Source organism: Kitasatospora sp. NPDC047058 (genome assembly GCF_040643935.1).
GTDB lineage: Bacteria > Actinomycetota > Actinomycetes > Streptomycetales > Streptomycetaceae > Kitasatospora.
The window spans coordinates 1-16,118 of sequence record NZ_JBEYVJ010000054.1 but is presented as its reverse complement, the minus strand read 5'-3'; the positions used below and the strand labels follow the sequence as shown (position 1 = coordinate 16,118).

The following is a 16,118-nucleotide window of genomic DNA, read 5'->3' as shown; positions in this document are numbered from 1 at the left end:
ATGCAGAAGCAGCCTGCCCGGCGCACCCCGCCGCGCCACGCCCGCCCCTCCCGCCGCGGCCGCAACGCGGCCTTCGCCGTCACCGGCGCGCTCGCCATCGGCGGCGCCGGACTGTTCGGCGTCCAGGCGGCGACCACCGCCCAGGCGGCGACGCCGACCGTCACCCAGGACAAGCTCACCCCGGCCACCATGGTCGCGGGCCAGGCCACCAAGGCCTCGCTGACCGTCCACTCCTCGGCCTGCTTCACCGCCAAGACGGTCGGCGTCGGAGTGCGCGACGCGGCCGGCCACGTCCTCGACTTCCCGGGCAGCGCCACCAACGCGCAGATCTGCCCGAGCGGCCTGTCGGTCACCACCGGCTCGCGCACCCTGCCGGCCGGCACCTACACCCAGTTCGGCTTCTGGCAGGACCTCGGCGGCACCTGGCACAACCTGCCCTCGCGGCAGCTGGCGGTCGCCGCCGCTGCCGCCACCCCGGCGCCGGCGCCGGCCCCCGCCCCGACGTCCGCCCCGACGCCCGCCCCCACGGCGACCGGCACCACCCCCGCCACCGCAGCGCCCGTCGCCGGCAAGAAGCTGACCTGGTCGGACGAGTTCAACAGCCTGGCCCTGGGCTCGCGCTGGACGGCCGACAAGAGCAGCTCGTACCACTACGGCGACCACAACCCCAACGACAACAAGCTCGACTGGCTGAACAAGAACAACGTCAGCGTCTCCGGCGGCGCCGCCACCTTCACCGCCAAGCCGGGCACCCACACGCTGGAGAACGGCAAGCAGTCCTGGGACACCGGCCTGCTCACCACCGAGTACTCCACCGAGGGCTTCAAGGTGAAGACCGGCGACTACGTCGAGACCCGGGTCAAGCTCCCGGCCGGCACCGGCGCCTGGCCGGCGCTGTGGACGTGGAACGGCACCAGCGGCAACCACGGCGAGATCGACACCTTCGAGTACCACGCGGACAACGCGAACCTGCTGGAGCTGACCAACCACATCAACCCGGACCACAAGTACGTCACCGACGCCAAGTCCATCGCCCACGACCAGTGGGTCACCGTCGGCACCCAGTACGGTGCCACCTCGGTCGACTGGTACATCAACGGCGTGAAGGTCTTCTCGGACGGCAAGGGCGTCGGCGCCGACTGGTCGGCGTACCTGATCCTCAACCTGTCCCTGAGCGCGGGGCAGTACCACCCCGCGCCGCAGGGCACGGCTCCGATCACCTTCGCCGCGGACTACGTCCGCGTCTACCGCTGATCCGCGGCCTCTGCTGATCCGCCCACCGCTGATCCGTTCACTGCTGATCCGCCGCCGCTGACCGCCTCCACCGCCGGTGGGGCGCCCGCCCCCGGGCCGGCCCCCTACCGCGCGGCGGTCGCGACGACCGGGATCTCGAACGGCTGCTTGTTGTTCGCCTCGTTCCCGTCGTCGTCGCCGCGCACCGCCACCCAGCCCCCGGTCAGCGTGCCGGGGGCCCGGACGGTGGTGTCGAGCCGGACCGGGACCAGTGCGGTCGCGCTCCGGAGCGCGCCCAGTCCGGCCGGGAAGCTGCAGCGCACCCGGTGGCCGTTCTGGAACACGTAGCAGTTCTCCGGGAAGAACGGCTCCTCGGGCCGCACCCCCGCGGGCAGGGTGATCACCACGGTGAACGGGGAGGCCGTCCGGTCCGGGCCGCCGTTGGCGACGAAGGCGTGCACCGTGGTGGTGCCGCCCGGCGCGGCGGGGTCCGCGTCCATCCGGACCACCTCCAGGTCCGAGCGGGACGGCGCCGCCGGCACCGGCACGGGTGCCGCCGGTGCTGCGACCGCCGTCCCCTGATCGGCCCCGGCCGCTCCCGGGTCGCCGTCCGGGCAGGCCCATGCGGACCCCGCGGCCAGCGCCGCCAGGGCGCATCCCACCGTCAGCGACCTGCCGAGGAAACCCCGTACCGACTCACTGCGCGACATCGGCGCTCACCCTGCCCTCCGTGCTCCGGCACCCCGCACCGTCGCGGGGCGCGCCCGCACCCAGCGTGGCCGACCCGTCCGCCGCCGCCCGGACAACCCGCCCTCGGGCCGCCCGAACGGGCGAAGGCGCACACCGGAGGCTGCGGGCCGCCGGCCTCCGGTGCGCGAACGGGTGAATGACGCGTCGTCAGGGCTGCTTCAGGGGGCCAGGACCTGCCCCAGCCGGGCTGCAATCTGATGCATCACCGGCACCAGCGAGGCCGCGCCGGCCTGTTCCTCCAGCGCCCGGATCCGGGCCTCCGGGCCGGAGACCGAGAGCGCCGTCGGGGTCGGCGCGCCGGGTACCGCGAGCGCGATGCAGCGCACGCCGATCTCCTGCTCCTGGTCGTCCACCACGTAGCCGCGCTCGCGCGCCTCGGCCAGCTGGCGCAGCAGCTCCTCCGGGTCGGTCACGGTGAACTCGGTGTGCGCGGGCAGCGGGTTGGGGCCGAGCACGGCGCGCGCCTCCTCCTCGGGAAGCTGGGCCAGCAGGGCCTTGCCGACGCCGGTGCAGTGCGGCTGCACCCGGCGGCCGACCTCGGTGAACATCCGCATCGAGCGCCGGGACTGCACCTGCCCGACGTAGACCACCTCGCCGCCCTCCAGCACGGCCAGGTTGGCCGTCTCGCCGGTCGCCTCCATCAGCTCGGACAGGTACGGGCGGGCCCAGCTGCCGAGCAGCCGGCCGGCGGTCTCGCCCAGCCGGATCAGCCGCGGGCCCAGGGTGTAGCGGCGCGCCGTGTCCTGGCGGACATAGCCCTGCTGGACGAGGGTACGAACCAGACGGTGGATGGTGGGCATCGGCAGTCCGGAGGTGGTGGAGAGCTCGCTGAGCGTCGCCACACCGCCGGAGTCGGCCAGTGCCTCCAGCAGCTGGAAGGCGCGCTCGACGGACTGCACACCGCCGCTCGCGCGGTCCGGGCCTGTCGTCGATGCTGTGTCGGGGGTCGCAACCACCGGCGTTCCCTTCGCTGTCGGGGGAGGAGTAGAGTCCCTGCGATCACCTCAACAAACCGTTGAAATTCTGTATCGCGGAAACTAGTCTCCACCTTACAGAATCGAACCCTCCGGTATGCGGGGTTCGGATCGGTTCAGATCAAGGAAGTTCCCACCGGAGCTCCCTTCGCCATGCTCAACCGTCTTAGGAGTGTCCTGCTCATGGCTACAGATCAGGGACCCGCCGGCGTCTCCCCCGCCGCTCCGGTCGTCACTGTCGCCGGTCCGCGCGTCCACCGGGCGGAGGAGGTGCTCACTCCGGAGGCGGTCGCCTTCGTCGTCGGCCTCCACCGCGCCTTCGAGGACCGCCGGCAGGAGCTCCTGGCCCGCCGAAAGACCCGCCGCGCCGAGATCGCCCGGGCCGGCACCCTGGACTTCCTCCCCGGGACGGCCGACGTGCGCGAGGGCGACTGGACGGTGGCCGAGGCTCCCCGTGCCCTCCAGGACCGCCGGGTCGAGATCACCGGCCCCACCGACCGCAAGATGGTCATCAACGCGCTCAACTCCGGCGCCAGGGTCTGGCTCGCCGACTTCGAGGACGCCACCTCCCCGACCTGGGAGAACGTGGTCAGCGGCCAGATCAACCTGACCGACGCGTTCGAGGGCCGGATCGACTTCACGTCCTCGGCCGGCAAGGCCTACACCCTCAAGCCCGCCGCCGAACTCGCCACCGTCGTGGTCCGCCCGCGCGGCTGGCACCTGGACGAGAACCACCTGCTCGTCGACGGCACGCCGGTGGCCGGCGCCTTCTTCGACTTCGGGCTCTACTTCTTCCACAACGCGGCCCGGCTGCTCGCCCGCGGCGCCGAGGACCCGAACTCCGGCCCGTACTTCTACCTGCCGAAGACCGAGAGCCACCTCGAGGCGCGGCTCTGGAACGACGTCTTCACCCACGCCCAGGCCGCCCTCGGCATCCCGCACGGCACCATCCGCGCCACCGTGCTGATCGAGACCATCACCGCCGCGTTCGAGATGGAGGAGATCCTCTACGAACTGCGCGACCACGCCGCCGGCCTCAACGCCGGCCGCTGGGACTACCTGTTCTCGATCGTCAAGAACTTCCGCGACGCGGGCGAGCACTACATCCTGCCGGACCGCAACGCCGTGACCATGGCCTCGCCGTTCATGGCCGCCTACACCCGGCTGCTGGTGCAGACCTGCCACCGGCGCGGCGCCCATGCCATCGGCGGCATGGCCGCGTTCATCCCCAGCCGCAAGGACCCCGAGGTCAACGCGGCCGCCCTGGAGAAGGTCAAGGCCGACAAGGACCGCGAGGCCGGGAACGGCTTCGACGGCTCCTGGGTCGCCCACCCGGACCTCGTCCCGGTCGCCCGCGCCTCCTTCGACGCCGTGCTCGGCGAGCGCCCCAACCAGAAGGACAACCCCGGCCCGGCCGAACCCGTCACGGCCGACCAGCTGCTCGACATCGCCGGCGCCGGCGGGACCTGCACCCGCGCGGGCCTGCACAACGCCGTCCAGGTCGGCATCCGCTACATCGAGGCCTGGCTGCGCGGCCTCGGAGCGGTCGGCATCTTCAACATGATGGAGGACGCCGCCACCGCCGAGATCTCCCGCTCGCAGATCTGGCAGTGGATCCACAACGGCGTCGTGCTCTCCGACACCGGCGAGAAGGCCACCGCCGACCTGGTGCGCCGGCTGGTCGCCGAGGAGCTGGCCGGGCTCCGGGCCGAGCTGGGCGACGAGGCCTACGCCGGTGGGCGCTGGCGCGAGGCCGCCAAGCTCTTCGAACAGGTCGCCCTGGCCGAGGAGTTCGCGGACTTCCTGACCCTCCCCGCGCTTCCCCTGCTGGGCTGAGTCCCAATCTATCCAGCGGGGCGACTGCTGCCGCCTGACAGGCTGTAGCAGTCCCGCCGCCCCTTTACTCCGTTCCGTACGGCGACGAATCCACCTGTCCTCTCGTCGCCGTACGGAACGGCTCTTCCACGAGGAGTCCGCAGTGCCCCGCATCTTCTTCAACGGCCAGGCCATGGTCGGCGGCCCCTTCCACGCCTCCGTCGCCGACGCCCTGGTCGGCCCGGCCCGCACCGCCCCCGGCTACCGGTTCTTCTCCATCGACGACGTCTGCCCCGGCCTGCACCCCGACCCGGCCGTCGACACCGCGATCGACGGCGAGCTCTACGACATCACCCTGGAGCACCTGCGCGACGTCATCCTCCCCGGCGAGCCGCGCGAGCTGGAGCTCGGCGTGATCGAGCTGGAGGACGGCTCCGCCTGCCTCTCGATGCTCCTCGCCCGCGGCGAGCTCGACCGCGGCGTCCATCGCGAGATCACTCACCACGGCGGCTGGCGCGCCTACCTCGCCACCCTCGGCCGTACGGCCTGAGCGGGGGTCGAATGACAGCTGACAGAATCTGTTATCTGTTATCTGTTATCTGTTATCTGAAAGCTGTCGGCTGTCATCTGTCAGCTGTTCGCTGAAACCCGTCCGCGGAAGCCCGCTCACCCGCCGCCGCGCACCAGCGCGTCGCCGAGGGCGGTGCGCCGGTAGAGGACGCTCCGCCCGTGGCGGGTGCGGTCCAGCAGCCCGGCCGCGGCGAGTGCGCCGAGGTGGCGGCTCACCGCGCCCGGGGTGACGCCCAGCCGATGCGCGAGTTCGGTGGTACTCGCGGGCGTTCCCAACAGGGCCAGCAGCCGGGCCCGCGGCGGGCCGATCAGCCCGGCCAAGGCCGCCGGCGGCCGTTCCGCCTCCTCGGCCTCCTCGTCCCGGTGGCCGTCCAGCCCCTCCGCCATGGTCGCCCGGCCCCGCGCGGGATAGGTGATCAGCGGCGGCCCCGACTGGGTGATGTCGGTCTGCGCACCACGGGCGAACAACGTCGGGATCAGCACCAGCCCCCGCCCGGCGACGTCCACCGCCGTCCCCAGCGCCTGCACGGCCGGGTTGGAGTCGTTCAGCCGCAGCACGCCGGCGTGCCAGGAGATCCGGAAGTCGAGGTCCGCGAACAGCCCCTCCGCGCCGCGCTCCGAGAGCATCCGTCCCCGGTACGCGATGTCCGCCTCCAGCACCGACCGCGCCCGCGGCCACCAGGCGGGGGCGAGGCAGCGCGTCCAGTACGCCTCCAGCGCCTCGGCCACGCGCGCCGTCAGTGCCTCCGGGTCGTCGATCAACCCGGCGAGCACGGGCGGCAACGGATTCCCGCCACCCTCGTAGGCGGCGAGCACGTCGGCCCGCACCACCTCCGGCGGCGTGGCCGCCATCCCGGCGAGCTCGGCGGAGAAGTCCGGCCGCGGCGTCGTCGGGCGGGGTGTGAGGAAGTCCGGAACGAACGCGCTCGGCGCGATCAGCGCCGCCAACATCTCGGTGTCCAGCGCCTCGTAGCGCGACTGCCAGCCGGCGACCCACGGCCGCTGCTCCGGGTAGTAGCCCGGCCAGACCCGGGCCCGCAGGCTCAACACCGCCTCCTGGAGCGGGGAATGGCCGAACCAGGTCGCGGCCAGGTCGTCTACGCCGAAGCGGAACTCGAACATTGACCACAACGGTAAAAGAATTCCGCCGCCGCGGGAAGCCCGCTGTCCTACTGGCATGACCTCAACCGCGGTGCGACCGCCCGACATCGGCCGTTTTCTCCCCGCCGACCCACTGCTGCGCCGGCTCGTCCTGATGGCCCTGGTGAACACCGTCGGGAACGGCCTGTTCGTCACGGTGAGCCTGCTGTACTTCACCCGGTCCGTCGGCCTGACCCCCGGCCGGGTCGCGCTCGGACTCACCGCCGCGGGCGTCCTCGGGGTGCTCGCCGGCGTGCCGATGGGGCGGCTGGCGGACCGGGTCGGCAGCAAGCGGCTGTTGCTGGTGCTCGGCCCGCTGGAGGCCGTGGCCGTGCTCGGCTACGCGTTCGTGCACTCCTTCGCCGCCTTCGTCGCGCTGGCCTGCGTGGCGACCGTGCTGGAGCGCGGTGCGGCGGCGGTCCGCAGCGCGCTGATCGCCCGGGCGCTGCCCGCCGAACGGCAGGTCCGCTCCCGGGCGTTGCTGCGCTCGGTGACGAACGCGGGCCTCGTGGTCGGGTCCGCCGGCGCGGCGCTCGCCCTGCAGTCCGACTCCTACGCCGGCTACGTCACCGTGCTCGCCCTGGACGCGGTGACCTTCCTGGGCGCGGCGGCGCTGCTGGCCGGCCTGCCCGTCCCGGCCGAACTGGCCCGCGGAACGCGCACCTTGCACGGCACGCACGCCACCGGCGGGGCGGACGCCACCCGCCGAACGGACACCGAGAGCAGCCCCGTGCAGCGTCGGACCGCGCTGCGGGACCGCCGCTACCTGCTGGTCACCGCACTGCACGCCGTGCTGGAGCTGCAGCTCGCCGTGCTGAGCATCGGCCTGCCGCTCTGGATCGTGCTCTCCACGGACGCGCCGCCGGCGGTGGTCTCCGCGGTGAACGTGCTCAACTGCCTTGTGGTGGTGGTGCTCCAGGTCCGGGCGAGCCGGGGCGTCACCGATGTGCCGACGGCCGCGCGGGCCTGCGCGCAGGGTGGGCTGCTGCTCGCGGGCGGCTGTCTGGTGTACGCGGCGGCCCAGTTCGGCCCGGCGGGGGTGGCCACCGGAGCGGTCCTGGCCGGGGCGCTGGTGCACAGCCTGGGGGAGTTGCTGACCTCGGCCGGTGGTTGGACGCTCAGCCTGGACCTCGCCGATCCGCAGGCGCACGGCGAGTACCAGGGGGTGTTCATGAGCGGGCAGGCGGCCGCGCACGTGATCGGCCCGCTGGTGATCACGGTGACGGCCGTCGACCACGGGGGCGTCGGCTGGGCGGTGCTGGCGGGCCTGTTCGCCCTCGCCGGGGCGGCCCTGCCGTCCGCCGTCCGCAGTACCGGCCGCAGTACCGGCCGCGACACCGTCCGCACGCCCGGCCGGAGGACGTAGAGCCACGCCGTTCCGGCGGCGAAGCCCGCCGCCCCACAGGCCGGCGGCCCGCGCCCCACGGGGGTGGGAGCGGGCACGCCGCAGCCCCGGACCCTCGCCGTGGGTTCGGGGCTGCGTTCCGCAGGCCGCCCGGAGGGGGCCGGCCCGCGGAGTCCGGGTGACGCACCGTCCCTGGGCGACCCGGAGTTCAGCGGTGCCGGGGAGCAGGACCGCTCCCCGGCACGGGAGTTACACCGGGCGGGCGGCGAGCTCCTTGGCGGCCCGGGCACAGGCCTGGGCGATCCGGTCCTCGTTCACCGTCGTCAGCTGCCCCTTCTCGACCACGGCGTTGCCGTTGACGAACAGCACGGCCAGCGGCGGCAGGGCGCCGAAGGTGAGGGCGGCCACCGGGTCGGCGATCGAGGAGTGCATGATGCCGTCGACCTTCCAGAGCGCGAGGTCCGCGAGCTTGCCGGCCTCGATCGAGCCGATCTCGTTCTGCCGGCCGAGCACCCGGGCGCCGCCCATGGTGCCCAGGCGCAGCGCCTGGCGGCCGGTGAGCGCGGTCGGGTAGCCGTGCAGGCGGTTGATCAGCAGCGCGTTGCGCAGTTCGGTGCCGAGCTCGCCGGACTCGTTGGAGGCGGTGCCGTCGACGCCGAGGCCGACCGGGACGCCGGCCTTGAGCATGTCGGGGACGCGGGCGATGCCGGCGGCCAGGCGGGCGTTGGAGGAGGGGCAGTGCGCGACGCCGGTGCCGGTCTCGGCGAACTTGGCGATGTCGGAGTCGTTCATGTGGACGCAGTGCGCCATCCACACGTCCTCGCCGAGCCAGCCGACCGACTCGAAGTAGTCGGTCGGGCCCATCCCGAACAGCTCCTTGCAGAACGCCTCTTCCTCGGCGGTCTCGGAGCCGTGGGTGTGCAGGCGGACACCCTTGCGGCGGGCGAGGACGGCGGACTCGCGCAGCAGGTCGGTGGAGACCGAGAAGGGCGAGCAGGGCGCGATGGCGACGTGCAGCATCGAGCCGAAGGAGGGGTCGTGGTACTTGTCCACGGCGGCCTCGGAGGAGGCCAGGATGGCGTCGAGCTCCTCGACGGCGTGGTCCGGCGGCAGACCGCCGTCCTTCTTGCTGCGGTCCATCGAGCCGCGCAGCGCGGTGAAGCGCAGGCCGAGCTCCTGGACGGCCTCGATGGAGGCGCCGAGGACGTCGCCGCCGTCCTTGGGGAACACGTAGTGGTGGTCGGAGGCGGTGGTGCAGCCGGACTTGAGCAGTGCGGCGGCCGAGCCCTGGGAGGCGGCGTGGACGAGCTTCTCGTCGATCCGGGCCCAGGTCGGGTAGAGCGCGACCAGCCAGTCGAACAGGATGTTGTCCTGGGCGAGGCCGCGGGTGATCCACTGGTAGAAGTGGTGGTGGGTGTTGACCAGGCCGGGGGTGACGAGGTGGCCCTCGCCGTTGATCCGGCGGACCACGTTGTCCAGCCACTGCGGGGCGGCGCCGTCGCCGACCGACTCGATCCTGTTGCCGAGGATGACCACGTGGCCGCGGGCGTACTCGGTGTCGTTGGCGTCGACCGTCGCGATCGCGACGTTCTCGATCACGATCCGCTGGTCGGCGGGCGGGGGCTGGACTGCCATGGGGAACTCCTATGGGGGATACCGGGCGGGCATGGGGCGCATGCCCGCCCGGTGGGTCAGGACGGTGTCGCCGTCGGCACCGTCGTGCCGGGTGTCCCGTCGGCCGGCGGGCGGCGGGGGACTCCGACGTGGTGGAAGAGCAGGTTGAGCAGGACGGCCGTCACGGTGCCGGCCGAGATCCCGGAGTGCATCAGGGTGCGGACGGCCTCCGGGAAGGAGTCGTAGAACGTGGGCACGGCGATCGGGATGATGCCGACGCCGAGCGAGACGGACACCAGGATGGTGTGGGAGCCGGACTCCATTCCGGCCTCCGCGAGGGTGCGGATGCCGCTCGCCGCGACCGTGCCGAAGAGCACGATCCCGGCGCCGCCCAGGACGGGCTGCGGCACCAGGGAGACGAGCGATCCGAGCACGGGGAAGAGCCCGAGCAGGATCAGGATGCCTCCGCCGGCCGCCACCACGAAGCGGCTGCGGATCTTCGTCAGTGCCACCAGCCCGATGTTCTGGGCGAAGGCGCTGGCGGCGAAGCCGTTGAAGACCGGGCTGAGCGCGGTGGCCAGTCCGTCGGCCCGCAGGCCCGCGGCGAGCACGGACTCGTCGGCCTCGCGGTCGACGATCCTGCCGAGTGCCAGCATGTCGGCGGTGGACTCGGTCATCGAGACCACCATGACGATGCAGAGCGAGGCGATCGCGGCCGCGTCGAACGCGGGGGCGCCGAAGTGGAACGGGGAGGGGAGCGCGAAGACCTTCGCGTCCCGGACCGCGCCGAAGTCGGCCAGGCCCAGCGGGAGGGCGAGCAGGGTGCCGATCGCCAGTCCGATGAGCAGTGAGAGCTGTTGCCAGAAGCCGCGCAGCAGCCGGTTGCAGAGCACCACCGCGACGAGGGTGATCGCGGCGAGGCCGATGGCCCGCACGGAGCCGTATCCGGGGGCGCCCGGTGCGCCGCCGCGCGCCCAGTTCACCGCCACCGGGAGCAGGGACACCCCGATGAGGGTGATCACGGTGCCCTGGACGACCGGGGGGAAGAACCTGATCAGCTTGCAGAAGTACGGCGCCGTGAGGAAGCACAGGAGCCCCGCGACGATCACCGCGCCGAAGATCACCGGAAGGGCTTTCTCCGGCCCGTGCTCCCTGGCGATGGCGATCATGGGCGCGACGCCCGCGAACGAGACGCCGTTGACGAACGGCAGCCGCGCGCCGATCTTCCAGATGCCGAGGGTCTGGAGCAGGGTGGCCAGTCCGGCGGTGAACAGGCTGGCCGAGATGAGCAGGGCGAGGTCGGCGGGGGAGAGCCCGACGCCGGCGCCGACGATGAGCGGGGGAGCCACGACTCCCGCGTACATCGCGGCGACGTGCTGCAGGCCGGTGGAGACGAGCTTCACCGGTGGCAGCACCTCGTCCACGGGGTGGGTGTCCGGCCCGGACGGCTTGCCGGGGAGGCTGCTTGACGCGCCGTCCGGACCGGAGGACCCGGCAGTGTGGGATCTGCCGGGGGTGGAACCGCCGTCTGTGGTGCTGGTGTTGTCAGGTGCCATGTCGAGCCCCTCTTGTGCCCGTGGCCCGCGACGCGCCCGTGGCGCTGGAGACAGGTCGATCGCGTGACGGCCGAGGGCGGGACGGCGGTGCAAGGGTCCCTCGGCCTGCATCTCCAGCTCCCCGGGCCGGCCGCCGTGAGGCGGGCACGATCTCCGGTGGGTGGGGGATGGAGAAACTGATGGTGCAGGTGGTGCAGGTGGTGCAGGTGGTGCGGGTGCTGCGGTGGTGCCGCCCGTCCGGAGCCGGCCGGTCCCGTGGGGCCGGAGGGTGCGACGACGCCGGACGGTGTTCACGGGGGAGGTCAGACGACCGGGATCACCGGTACCACGCCCTCGCGGTGCACGGTGCCCTCGATCAGGCCGTACATCCGGTCGGCGGCGTAGTACACCTCGTTGTCGTTCTTGAGGCCGAACGGCTCCAGGTCGACCAGGAAGTGGTGCTTGTTCGGCAGCTCCAGGCGGACCTCGTCCACCTCGGCGCGGTTGTTCAGGACCCGGGTGCCCATCGCGTGCAGGGTCTGCTGCAGCGAGTACGAGTAGGTCTCGGCGAAGGCCTCCAGCAGGTGCCGCCGCACGTGGGTGTAGGAGCGGTTCCAGTTGGGCTGGGCCTCGCCGTCGCGGCCGCTGAAGCCGTACTTCCAGCGGGCCGTGACCTGGGTGGCCAGGATGCGGTCGTACGCCTCCTGGAGGGTGGTGTACCTGTCCTTGATGTAGCCCCAGAACTCCGAGTTGGTGGAGTTCATCACGATGAGGTCCTTCAGGCCCGAGATGACCTGGACGGTCTCGCCGTCGTAGACGACCTCGGTGGTGCGGGTCTCCTGCCCGTTGCGGACGAAGGAGTGGCCGACCTCCTCGGAGCCGATGAAGCGCGCCGAGTTGTCCGGGGTCTTGATCCGGTCCCAGGCGTACTCCTCGATCCGGATCCGCGCGCTGTGCACGACACCGCGCTCGGTGTCGTCCACGAAGTGGCGCGCCAGGAGGATGCCGAAGGCCTCGGCCGACTCGATCCCGTACTCCTTGGCGAAGGCGTACACGGTGTTCTTGGTGGTGTCGGTGGGCAGGCAGTTGGCGTTCGACCCGGTGAGGTGGACGTCCTCGAAGTCGCCCTGGAGGGAGACCGAGACGTTCAGGTCCTTGATCTCGTGACGGGTCGAGTCACGGTAGATCCGGACGATGCGGTTCTCCGCCTTGCCGTACTGGTTCTGACCGAGCACGTGGGCCATGACATGGCTCCCAATCAATCAAGCGGTCTAGCTTCCGCGGTAGACCGAGTATCCGAACGGGTTGAGCAGCAGTGGCACGTGGTAGTGGTGCTGCGCGGGCGCGACCGTGAAGACGATCGAGACCTCGGGGAAGAACGGCGTCTCGTCCGACTTCCCGGCGTAGTACGCCGCGGTGTCGAACCGGAGCCGGACGACCGAGCCCGCCTCCACGGCCGGCAGGTCCTTGGCCCGGCCGTCGGAGTCCGTGGCGGAGGTGCCGAGCACCTTCCAGCCACCCTCGGTGTGCAGTGCGAGCTCGACCGGGACGCCCTCGGCCGGGCGGCCGAGGCTGGTGTCGAGCACGTGGGTGGAGATGCCAGTCATGGGTGAAGTGACCTTACTGATGGCAGGTGTGACGATGCGTCGGTAAGTACTGACGATAGGTCAGGACTCGTCGAGCAGGCGGTTGATCCGGATGTCGTTGATCTTGCGCAGCTCGCCCCGGACGATCTCCGCCTCGGTGGCGGGGTCGTTGGGGTAGCGCTCGCGCAGGGCGGCGAGCATGGTGTCCGCGGTGCGGCCGGTCGCGCAGATCAGGAACACGTGGCCGAACTTGGCCTCGTAGGCGGCGTTGGCCTCGTGCAGTTCGTCGAGGAGTGCGGTGTCCACTCCCCTGATGCCGGCCTGCTCGCGCTCGGAGGTGGCGTCGCCCGCCTTGGGCTTGCCGATCCGGGCGTGGCCGGCCATCGCGTCGTGCAGGTCGGCGGCCGCGAGGGCGGCCATGGCCGACGCGTTGGCGTCGAGCAGGGCCGCACGGTCGGGCCAGGGCCGGGCCGCCGCGACGGCGTCGGCCCAACGGGGGCTGGAGCAGACCTCCAGCAGGATCGCCCTCAGTTCGGCGGCGTCGGCCGCCGCCAGGGAGTCAAGGGCGTGGGGGTGGTTGGTCACGGGTGGACCTCCTGAAGAGTGGTGCCACCCGCACAAGCTAGATCCACCCACCCGGGCCGTCAACACTTTGTTGAACGGTTGGTGGTTACGTTTTGAACCGGTCCCGGTTACCGGGCCGTTTCGTGTGCGATGAGACAAGTGTGCCCCGCCGGGGCCTGGTGAAGACTGGCCGGGCCGACGGGGTTCACCCGGATGCACCCCCGAGCGAGGGTCCGGAATCAGCCGGACTTCGAGCCGTCCTGGCGGTTGAGGTAGTTGTAGACGGTGAAGCGGCTGACGCCGAGCGCCGTGGCGACCGTCTCCACCCCGTGGCGGACGGTGAAGGCGCCGCGCTCCTCCAGGAGGGCGACGACCCGCTGCTTCTCCCAGCGGTCCAGCTCGGCGAGCGGGCGGCCGTCGAACTGGCGGGTCATCTCGGCCAGCAGTCGGTCGAGTGCGCTGCTCAGGTGCGGCAGGCGGACGGCGAGTGCCGGGGCGCCCTCCCACTCCAGGACGACGTCCTCGGTCTTCGCCTCGTCCAGCGGGACGGGCGTCGCGCCGACCGCGTCCAGCAGCGGCTTTATCGCCGCGGCGAGCGGGTGTTCCACATGCTCGGTCACGGTGCACCGCCCTCCTCGTCCAGCACGCTGACCTGGACCGAGATCCGGGTCGCGCCGGCGTCCAGGGTCTCCCTGAGCAGCTTGGTCACCGCGGTCAGGACCTGGTCGGCGTCGCCTTCCGCGCCGGTGCCGAACGGGCCGACCGAGACGGCCAGGCCGGCCTCGTCGACCACCTTCCGGGCCGCCACGGCGTGCTCGGGAAACGTGTCCAGTTCGAACGGCTCTGTCGTGAACTCCACCATCAATCGCACCCGCTCACTGTAGCGAGCGGGCGCGGGCGGGGTGCAGGGGCTGGTCGATCGAACAGCGGGCGGGCCCGGCGGGGAGCGGTTTCGGTCTGCTTCAACAAATTGTTGCGGCGGCCTTGACACCCGCTCGGCGGGGCGGACATGCTTCCACCAAGCAGAATCCCTCTTCCGGATCGTGGAAGTTGCGGATGTCGGAAGAGAGATGAGAGGTGATGGACGTGACGGCCGCTTCCAAGCACAGCTACACGGTCAACCTGTCGATCCTGTTCAATGAGCTTCCGCTCCTGGAGCGCCCGGCCGCGGCCGCGGCCGCCGGCTTCACCGCCGCCGAGCTGTGGTGGCCGTTCGGCGAGGAGCACTCCCCGTCGCAGGCCGAGCAGGACGCGCTCCGCAAGGCCTTCACCGACGCCGGCGTGCAGCTCACCGGCCTCAACTTCCTGGACGACCTGAGCAAGGGCGCCCGCGGTACCGTCTCCGTACCGTCCGAGCGGGAGCGCTTCCGGGCCAACGTCCCGGTCGCCGCCGAGCTGGCCGCCTCGCTCGGCACCAAGGCGCTGAACGCGCTCTACGGCAACCGGGTCGAGGGCGTCGACCCGGCCGAGCAGGACGCGCTCGCGCTGGAGAACCTCGTGCTGGCCGCGAGGGCCGCGCACGGGATCGGCGCGATCCTGCTGATCGAGGCGCTGAACCGGCCGGAGTCCCCGGACTACCCGCTGGTCTCCGCCGCCGCCGCCGTCGAGGTGGTCGACAAGGTGAACGCCGCGACCGGCCTCGGCAACGCGAGGTTCCTCTGCGATCTGTACCACCTGGCCAGGAACGGCGAGGACCTGGCGGCCGTCATCGACACCTACGCCGACCGCTTCGGCCACGTCCAGATCGCCGACGACCCGGGCCGCAACGAGCCCGGCACCGGCGGACTGGACTTCGAGGACCTCTTCGCCCGCCTCACCGCCGCCGGCTACACCGGCCGGATCGGCCTCGAGTACCGCCCCGCCGCCGGCGTCAGCGCCGACAGCTTCGAGTGGCTCCCGCGCGAGCTGCGCGCGTCCCGCTGACGCCCGCCCCCGGGCGAGCCCGCCCACACCCTCCCCACCTACGGACAAAAGGAACGACGCGATGAGCCGCAAGATCGCCTTCGTCGGCCTCGGCATCATGGGCAAGCCCATGGCCATCAACCTGGTCAAGGCCGGTCACGACGTCACCGGATTCGACCTCTCCCAGGCCTCGATCGACGCCGTGATCGCGGCCGGCGGCCGGGGCGCCGCCAGCATCGCCGACGCGGTGAAGGACGCCGAGGTCGTCATCACCATGGTCCCGGCCGACCCCCACGTCGAGGCGGTCATCCTCGGCGAGGGCGGCGTCCTGGAGAACGTGAAGGCCGGCACCCTCGTGATCGACATGTCGTCGATCACCCCGCAGACCTCCATCAAGGTCGGCAAGGCCGCCGTCGAGAAGGGCGTGCGCGCCCTCGACGCCCCGGTCTCCGGCGGCGAGGCCGGTGCCGTCGAGGCGGTGCTGTCGATCATGGTCGGTGGCGCTGCCGAGGACTTCGCCGAGGCGAAGCCGCTGTTCGACGCGCTGGGCACCACGGTCATCCACGTCGGCCCGGCCGGTGCCGGCCAGACCGTCAAGGCCGCCAACCAGCTGATCGTCGCCGTCAACATCCAGGTGCTGGCCGAGGCCGTGGTGTTCCTGGAGAACGCCGGCGTCGACCTCGGTGCCGCGCTGGACGTGCTCGGCGGCGGCCTGGCCGGCTCGACCGTGCTCAACCGCAAGAAGGCGAACATGCTCGACCGCGAGTTCGCCCCGGGCTTCCGGATCGACCTGCACCACAAGGACATGGGCATCGTCACCGACGCCGCCCGCGCCGTCGGCGCCGCGCTGCCGGTCGGTGCCGTGGTCGCCCAGCTCGTCGCCTCGGCCCGCGCCAACGGTGACGGCTCCCTGGACCACTCGGCGCTGCTGCGCGGCGTCGAGCGGCTGTCCGGCCGCGAGGTCAAGTAACCCGGCGTCGCCCGCCGCCGCCCCGCCGGCCCTTGTCACGCTCGGATGCGCCCGCAACGAGGTGGACTCCGAGGAACTCGCCGGGCGACTGGAGGCCGACGGCTGGTCGCTGGTGGACGA

16 protein-coding genes are annotated in these 16,118 nt (G+C 72.0%); 6 read left to right on the top strand and 10 right to left on the bottom strand.

Annotated features, from left to right (window positions below; translation table 11 throughout):
* Positions 1-1,254, top strand: coding sequence for a glycoside hydrolase family 16 protein (locus ABZ885_RS11410; RefSeq protein ID WP_360186531.1), 1,254 nt, complete (start codon positions 1-3; stop codon positions 1,252-1,254).
* 104 nt (positions 1,255-1,358) lie between these two features.
* Here the strand turns inward: ABZ885_RS11410 and ABZ885_RS11405 are convergent, their stop codons facing one another.
* Complete coding sequence (locus tag ABZ885_RS11405; RefSeq protein ID WP_360186529.1) at positions 1,359-1,943, bottom strand: hypothetical protein; 585 nt, start codon at positions 1,941-1,943, stop codon at positions 1,359-1,361.
* Positions 1,944-2,141: 198 nt separating this feature from the next.
* A complete protein-coding gene (locus ABZ885_RS11400) occupies positions 2,142-2,939 on the bottom strand; it encodes an IclR family transcriptional regulator (protein ID WP_360186527.1) in 798 nt (265 codons plus the stop codon).
* A gap of 201 nt (positions 2,940-3,140) precedes the next feature.
* On the opposite strand from ABZ885_RS11400, the gene aceB reads away from it, so the two are divergent.
* A complete protein-coding gene (gene aceB / locus ABZ885_RS11395) occupies positions 3,141-4,793 on the top strand; it encodes a malate synthase A (protein WP_360186526.1) in 1,653 nt (550 codons plus the stop codon).
* A gap of 142 nt (positions 4,794-4,935) precedes the next feature.
* Positions 4,936-5,322 (top strand): gamma-glutamylcyclotransferase, encoded by a 387-nt coding sequence (locus ABZ885_RS11390; RefSeq protein ID WP_360186524.1) that lies wholly within the window; start codon positions 4,936-4,938, stop codon positions 5,320-5,322.
* A 116-nt stretch (positions 5,323-5,438) separates the two neighbouring features.
* On the opposite strand, the gene ABZ885_RS11385 is transcribed toward ABZ885_RS11390, so the two are convergent.
* Positions 5,439-6,464: a helix-turn-helix domain-containing protein gene (locus tag ABZ885_RS11385; protein WP_360186522.1), complete on the bottom strand. Its 1,026-nt coding sequence runs from the start codon at positions 6,462-6,464 to the stop codon at positions 5,439-5,441.
* Positions 6,465-6,519: 55 nt separating this feature from the next.
* Here ABZ885_RS11385 and ABZ885_RS11380 point away from each other — a divergent pair, with 55 nt between their 5' ends.
* Positions 6,520-7,848, top strand: coding sequence for an MFS transporter (locus ABZ885_RS11380; RefSeq protein ID WP_360186520.1), 1,329 nt, complete (start codon positions 6,520-6,522; stop codon positions 7,846-7,848).
* A gap of 228 nt (positions 7,849-8,076) precedes the next feature.
* On the opposite strand, the gene ABZ885_RS11375 is transcribed toward ABZ885_RS11380, so the two are convergent.
* The 7 genes from ABZ885_RS11375 to ABZ885_RS11345 form a co-directional block, all read right to left on the bottom strand.
* Positions 8,077-9,462: an 8-oxoguanine deaminase gene (locus ABZ885_RS11375; protein ID WP_360186519.1), complete on the bottom strand. Its 1,386-nt coding sequence runs from the start codon at positions 9,460-9,462 to the stop codon at positions 8,077-8,079.
* A 56-nt stretch (positions 9,463-9,518) separates the two neighbouring features.
* Positions 9,519-10,997: a nucleobase:cation symporter-2 family protein gene (locus ABZ885_RS11370; protein ID WP_360186517.1), complete on the bottom strand. Its 1,479-nt coding sequence runs from the start codon at positions 10,995-10,997 to the stop codon at positions 9,519-9,521.
* A 302-nt stretch (positions 10,998-11,299) separates the two neighbouring features.
* Entirely contained in the window at positions 11,300-12,220 is a 921-nt protein-coding gene (gene pucL / locus ABZ885_RS11365) for a factor-independent urate hydroxylase (RefSeq protein ID WP_360186515.1), read from the bottom strand.
* Between the two features lie 27 nt (positions 12,221-12,247).
* Positions 12,248-12,583 carry a hydroxyisourate hydrolase gene (uraH, locus tag ABZ885_RS11360; protein ID WP_360186513.1) on the bottom strand — a complete coding sequence of 112 codons (336 nt, stop codon included), beginning with the start codon at positions 12,581-12,583 and terminating at the stop codon, positions 12,248-12,250.
* 60 nt (positions 12,584-12,643) lie between these two features.
* Positions 12,644-13,147, bottom strand: coding sequence for a 2-oxo-4-hydroxy-4-carboxy-5-ureidoimidazoline decarboxylase (gene uraD / locus ABZ885_RS11355; protein WP_360186511.1), 504 nt, complete (start codon positions 13,145-13,147; stop codon positions 12,644-12,646).
* A 218-nt stretch (positions 13,148-13,365) separates the two neighbouring features.
* A complete protein-coding gene (locus tag ABZ885_RS11350; RefSeq protein ID WP_360186509.1) occupies positions 13,366-13,746 on the bottom strand; it encodes a helix-turn-helix domain-containing protein in 381 nt (126 codons plus the stop codon).
* On the bottom strand, positions 13,743-13,997 hold the full coding sequence (locus ABZ885_RS11345; protein ID WP_360186506.1) for a thiamine-binding protein: 255 nt from the start codon (positions 13,995-13,997) through the stop codon (positions 13,743-13,745). The genes ABZ885_RS11350 and ABZ885_RS11345 overlap by 4 nt, the downstream gene beginning before the upstream one ends.
* 209 nt (positions 13,998-14,206) lie before the next feature.
* Between ABZ885_RS11345 and ABZ885_RS11340 the strand changes: the two genes are divergently transcribed.
* Together ABZ885_RS11340 and ABZ885_RS11335 are read left to right on the top strand one after the other, a co-directional pair.
* Entirely contained in the window at positions 14,207-15,049 is an 843-nt protein-coding gene (locus ABZ885_RS11340) for a TIM barrel protein (RefSeq protein ID WP_360186503.1), read from the top strand.
* A 61-nt stretch (positions 15,050-15,110) separates the two neighbouring features.
* Complete coding sequence (locus ABZ885_RS11335; RefSeq protein WP_360186500.1) at positions 15,111-15,998, top strand: 2-hydroxy-3-oxopropionate reductase; 888 nt, start codon at positions 15,111-15,113, stop codon at positions 15,996-15,998.
* Positions 15,999-16,118: the final 120 nt, after the last annotated feature.